This is a genomic window from Micromonospora sp. M51 (genome assembly GCF_018070305.1).
GTDB classification, from domain to species: Bacteria; Actinomycetota; Actinomycetes; order Mycobacteriales; family Micromonosporaceae; genus Micromonospora; species Micromonospora parva.
On record NZ_JAGPXZ010000439.1, the window covers coordinates 1 to 5,140 of the forward strand.

Consider the following 5,140-nt stretch of genomic DNA (forward strand, 5'->3'; position numbering starts at 1 on the left):
AGGTGCATGTCGGAGACGTGCAGCACCCGCGTGGTGCCGGGGGTCGGCTCCAACAGCGGCAGCGCGGAGACGGTGGTGTAGAGCTGGCTGACGTTGCCGACGAGGCGCTGCAACTGCTCCGCGTACTTCGTGTAGTCGTTGGCGATCCGGCGGGCGTCACCGACGATGGCCGGCGCGTTCACCAGCAGCCCCTCGTAGCGTGGCTCCTCGATGGCCTGCGGCCGGAGGGTCGCCGCCGCCGTGCCGAGGCTGCTGGCGGTGACCAGCAGCGCCAGCCCACCCGCCCAGGCGGTGCGCCGGACGTTGCGGAAGATCAGCCCGGCCAGGATCAACGTGACCAGCACCGACGCGCCGAGGGTACGCAGGCCGAGGCGCATCACCCCGGAGCGGACGTCCTCCACGGCGCTCTGGCTGGCCCGGCTGATGCTGGCCGGGTCGTCGATCAGCGCCTCGGTGCGCCCCTGGTCGAGCGCGCCCAGCCGAACGGTGAGGTGGGTCGGCCCGCTGTGGCTGTCGAGCAGCAGCGCGCCCAGCGGCGGGATGTCGACGGTGGTGCCGCCGTCGCGGGCGGGGGAGATGCTGAGGTTGGCCCGGAACGGGCCGATGTCGGTGCTCACCTGACCACCGGCCAGCACCCCGAGAACCGCCCCGGCCAGGGCCACGGCGAGGACGGCGACGACCAGCCCGAGGCGGCGCAGCGGGCCGGCGGCACCGGCCCACCAACCCAGGCGCGTCCGATCGTCGCCGGTCACCGGGTCGTCCCGGTCATCGGCGTCGTCGTGCCGCTCGTCGCGTTGCCCGTCCATGCTGAAAGTCTGGCCTGCCCGTCGGAAGATCTTGGTAAACCTGAACGGATGGTGACGGAATCAGCTGCGCCCGCCGTCGCCGCCCGCGAAGACCACCCGCAGCAGCCGGTCGTCGTCGCCCGCCGGGTCGCCCCGCCCGTCGTGGTTGGAGGTGCTCACCCAGAGCGACCCGTCCGGTGCCGCGGCCACCGCGCGCAGCCGGCCGTAGCGGTTGGTGAGCAGCTCACTGGGCTGACCGAGCAGCGTCCCGGTGTCGGTCAGCTCCATCACCCAGAGGCGCTTGCCGCGCAGGCAGCCGGTGACCAGCAACTGCTCGGTGGCGGCCAGCCCGGAGCAGGACGCGTCCGAGGTCGGCCACTGCGCGATCGGGTCGGTGAACCGCTTGTCGCCGGCCTTACCCTCGACCTCGGGCCAGCCGTAGTTGCCGCCCTTGGTGATCTGGTTGACCTCGTCCCAGGTGTTCTGGCCGAACTCGACGGCGTACATCCGCTTCGCGGCGTCCCAGGTGAAACCCTGCACGTTGCGGTGCCCCATGGACCAGACCGGGGAGTTGGGGTACGGGTTGCCGGCGGCGGGCTTGCCGTCCGGGGTGACCCGGAGGATCTTGCCGCCGAGGCTCTTCACGTCCTGCGAAAGCGGGCGCTGACCGGCGTCACCCGTGCTGACGTAGAGCTGCTTGTCCGGGCCGAAGCCCAGCCCACCGCCGTTGTGCACGTTGGCCTTGGGGATGCCGGTGAGGATCGGAGTGGGCTGCCCGCCGAGTTGCAGCCGGGCGACCCGGTTGTCCCGTTCGGCGGTGTAGTAGACGAACACCGTCCGGTCCCGGGCGTAGTCGGGGGAGACGGCGATGCCGAGCAGGCCACCCTCGCCCGCCGCCGCCACGTCGGGGATGGTCTGCACCGGTCGGACCCGCAGCCCGTCCGGCCCGGACTCGGGCCCGACCTGGAGGATCCGGCCGTTGTCCCGTTCGGTGACCAGCGCGCCGCCGTCCGGGAGGAAGGCGATGGCCCACGGCACCCGCAGGCCCTTGGCGAGCACTGTCGCCACCGCCTGCTGACCGCTGCCGCCGGGGTTCGCCGACGCGGACGGGGTCGGCAGGTTGGGCGGTTCGCCGGCCGGGTCGGGCTCCGGCTCACCGAAGCTGCAACCGGCGGCGAACAGCAACGCCGCGCAGGACGCCGCGAGAGCCGCCCGGAGGCGGCGGATGCGAGGGTACGGGGGACGGGCGCTCACCCGGCCCAGGGTAGCCCGCCGCGCGGCCCGACCGGGCCCGTCGAGATCCAACGGGTACCGATGGTCTCCGGTGGACCGGCCTCAGCGGGCCCGTACGGCCAGCAGCGCGGTGTCGTCCTCGCGGTGCCGGATCGAGGCGAGCAGCAGGTCGCAGAGGTCGCCGAGGGGCAGCGTGTGAGTGCCGGCCAGGCGGCTCATCAGCTCGGCCAACCCGTCGTCGATGGACCGGTCCCGCCGTTCGATCAGCCCGTCGGTGTAGAGCAGCAGGGTGTCACCGGTGGCCAGGCTGGTCGAGTGGCTGCTCCGCCGCGTCGGGCGGGCCAGGCCGAGCAGCGGCTCCGGCGTCGCGGCCAGGACCTCGACCGCCCCGCCGACGCGGACCACCAGGGCCGGCGGATGCCCGGCGTTGGACCAGGTCACCTCGTGCGCACCGGCGCGCTGCGGACAGATCCGCACCAGCGTCGCGGTGGCGGCGATCGGCAGCCGAAGGCCACGGATGGCGCCGTCCAGGTCGCTCATCAGGGACCCGACCGCGTCCGGCCGGCCGAAGGCGTTGCCCCGCACCAGGTTGCGCAGCTGGCCCATGGTCGCCGCGGCCTCGATGTCGTGCCCGGCCACGTCCCCGATCGCCGCGATCACGTCGCCGTCGGGCTGCACGAAGGCGTCGTACCAGTCGCCACCGACCTCCACCCGGTCGGCCGCCGGCTGGTATCGGGCCGCCAGCTCCAGCTCCGCCACCACCGGCAGCCGGGGCAGCATGCTGTGTTGCAGCACCTCGGCGACGTGCCGCTGCTCGCCGTACATCGAGCTGTTGCCGACGGCCTGGCCGGCCCGGCGGCCGATGTCGACCGCGGTGAGCAGGTCCCGGTCGTCGAACTGCTGACGGTGCCCGTCGTTCACGAGGGTGATCGCCCCCAGCACCGTGCCGCCGACGCCCCGCACCGGCACGCTCAGGTAGGAGGCGATGCCCAACCGGCCGGCGATGGAGACCATTTCCGGGTGGATGGTGCCCCGCTCCACGTCGGTCAGGGACGCCACGCTGCCGAGCCGAGGCTGGCCGGTGCGCAGCACCGCCCGGACTATCGAATCGGGGCCCAGCCCGGTGCGCAGCAGCTCACCGAAGCGGTCGACGTCCGCGGCGCGGGCCGGGTCCCGGTGCACCGAGACCACCTCACGGGGCAGGCCGGTCGGCCCGATCAGGGTGAGCAGGCACCAGTCGGCGAGCAGCGGCACCATGGTGGCGGCGAGGCGGCGCAGGGCGACGCCCACGTCCAGGGTGCCGGCCAACGTCTCGCTCACCCCGGCCAGCAACTCCAGCCGTTCGTGCGCCTGCACGACCCGCCGCCGCGCCTCCTGCGCGCCGTCGAGCGCGATCCGCAGGCGCAGCTCCGACGAGCAGGCGGCGGCCAGGTCGGCCAGGGTCCGCAGTTGGGCGGCGGTCCAGGCGCGCGGTTTGCTGTCGATGGCGCAGAGCGAGCCGAGCACCCGGCCGGATAGGTCGGTCAGCGGCATCCCGGCGTAGGCGACCACGCCGAGGTCGTCGATGGCCAGGTTGTTCCGGACGCGCGGGTAGAGCCGGGCGTCCGGCAGCACCATCGGCACCTCGATGTCCACCACGTGCTGACAGAACGAGTGACTCAGCGGAGTCTGCCGACGCTGCGACCAGGGCTCGGGCAAACCGACCGCGCCGGGGAAGAACTGCCGGTCGGCGGAGACCAGCGAGACCAGCGCCACCGGCACGTCCAACAGGTCGCTGACCAACCGGGCGAACCGGTCGAACGCTTCGTCCGGAGCGGCGTCCAGCCCGGTGTCGGCGAGCGCGCGCAACCGCGCTGGGTCGCCGAGCGCCGAGGGGGGCGCGATCGGTCGCCGGGGGGAGGCGGGGGAGCCGTCGGTCATCGTGCACCTGTCTGCCGGGCGGAGGAGGACGGCCCTCCGACCCTTCCTTATACCTCGCGAAGGCCCGGCTCGAACCTCGCTGTGCTGAGTCTCGCCCGCCGTGGCCCCGTGCGCCACCGCCCGGACGCCGGTTCACCGCCGTGCCCGCACCGTCCGCGCCGCCGGGGACTATCGTCGGCGGACGTGAAGGTATGGATTCCGCACCAGGCCGGCCTGAACCTCCTGGGCGAGCTGCCCCCGGACGTGACGGTGGAGGTCTTCGAGCACACCGACCGGATGCCGTCCGAGGCGGCCGGCGTTCGCTTCTGGGTGCCGCCGTTCCTGGGTGGCTCGGACGGGACGACGGTGCTGGGTGAGCTGCCCGACCTGGCGGTGGTGCAACTGCTCTCCGCCGGGGCGGACGCCTGGGCCGGCCGGACCCCGCCGACTGTCACGCTCTGCGACGCCCGGGGCGTGCACGACCCCGCCACCGCCGAGTGGGTCGTCACCGCGATCCTCGCCCAGCTGCGGGCGTTTCCGGCGTTCGTCCGCGCCCAGGCCGAGCGGCGTTGGGCGTACGCGGAGCACACCCCTACCGACGAACTGACCGGCAAACGGGTGCTCATCGTCGGCGCCGGCTCGATCGGCACCGCGGTGCGCGACCGGCTCGCCCCCTTCGACGTGAGCTTCACCCTGGTCGCCAGGACGGCCCGGCCGGAGCAGGGGGTGCACGCCGTCGAGGAGCTGCCCCGGCTGCTGCCCGACGCGGACGTGGTGGTGGTGCTGGTGCCGCTCACCGACCAGACCCGTGGCCTGATCGACAAGGCGTTCCTGGCCGCGATGCCGGACGGGTCGCTGTTGGTCAACGCCGCCCGCGGGCCGGTGGCGCACACCGATGCGCTCGTCGCCGAGCTGGGCACCGGTCGGATCTCGGCGGCGCTGGACGTCACCGACCCGGAGCCGCTGCCCGCCGACTCCCCGCTCTGGACCATGCCGAACGTGCTGCTCACCCCGCACGTGGGCGGGTCGGTGCGGGGGTTGCTACCGCGTGCCTACCGACTGGTGGGCGATCAGGTGCGCCGCTTCGCCGCCGGGCAACCGCTGATCAACACAGTGGTCGACGGCTACTGACCCGGCGCGTCCGCCGGGGCACCCGGCAGTGGCTGGCCGGTTGCCGCGACCAGCCGGGGCAGGTCCGCCCCACGGACGGCCGGCAGGGTGAC

Annotated in this window: 3 protein-coding genes and 1 pseudogene; 1 reads left to right on the forward strand and 3 read right to left on the reverse strand. The window is 73.8% G+C overall.

Annotated features, from left to right (window positions below):
- From KBX53_RS21520 to KBX53_RS21530, 3 genes and pseudogenes are all read right to left on the reverse strand, one after another.
- Window positions 1–806: pseudogene (locus tag KBX53_RS21520) on the reverse strand (metallophosphoesterase); the annotation flags it as partial.
- A gap of 60 nt (window positions 807–866) precedes the next feature.
- Window positions 867–2,039: a PQQ-dependent sugar dehydrogenase gene (locus tag KBX53_RS21525; protein WP_210861258.1), complete on the reverse strand. Its 1,173-nt coding sequence runs from the start codon at window positions 2,037–2,039 to the stop codon at window positions 867–869.
- Window positions 2,040–2,120: 81 nt separating this feature from the next.
- Window positions 2,121–3,938, reverse strand: coding sequence for a GAF domain-containing SpoIIE family protein phosphatase (locus KBX53_RS21530; protein WP_051708835.1), 1,818 nt, complete (start codon window positions 3,936–3,938; stop codon window positions 2,121–2,123).
- Between the two features lie 183 nt (window positions 3,939–4,121).
- Between KBX53_RS21530 and KBX53_RS21535 the strand changes: the two genes are divergently transcribed.
- Entirely contained in the window at window positions 4,122–5,048 is a 927-nt protein-coding gene (locus tag KBX53_RS21535) for a 2-hydroxyacid dehydrogenase (protein ID WP_210861259.1), read from the forward strand.
- The last annotated feature ends 92 nt before the right edge of the window (window positions 5,049–5,140 follow it).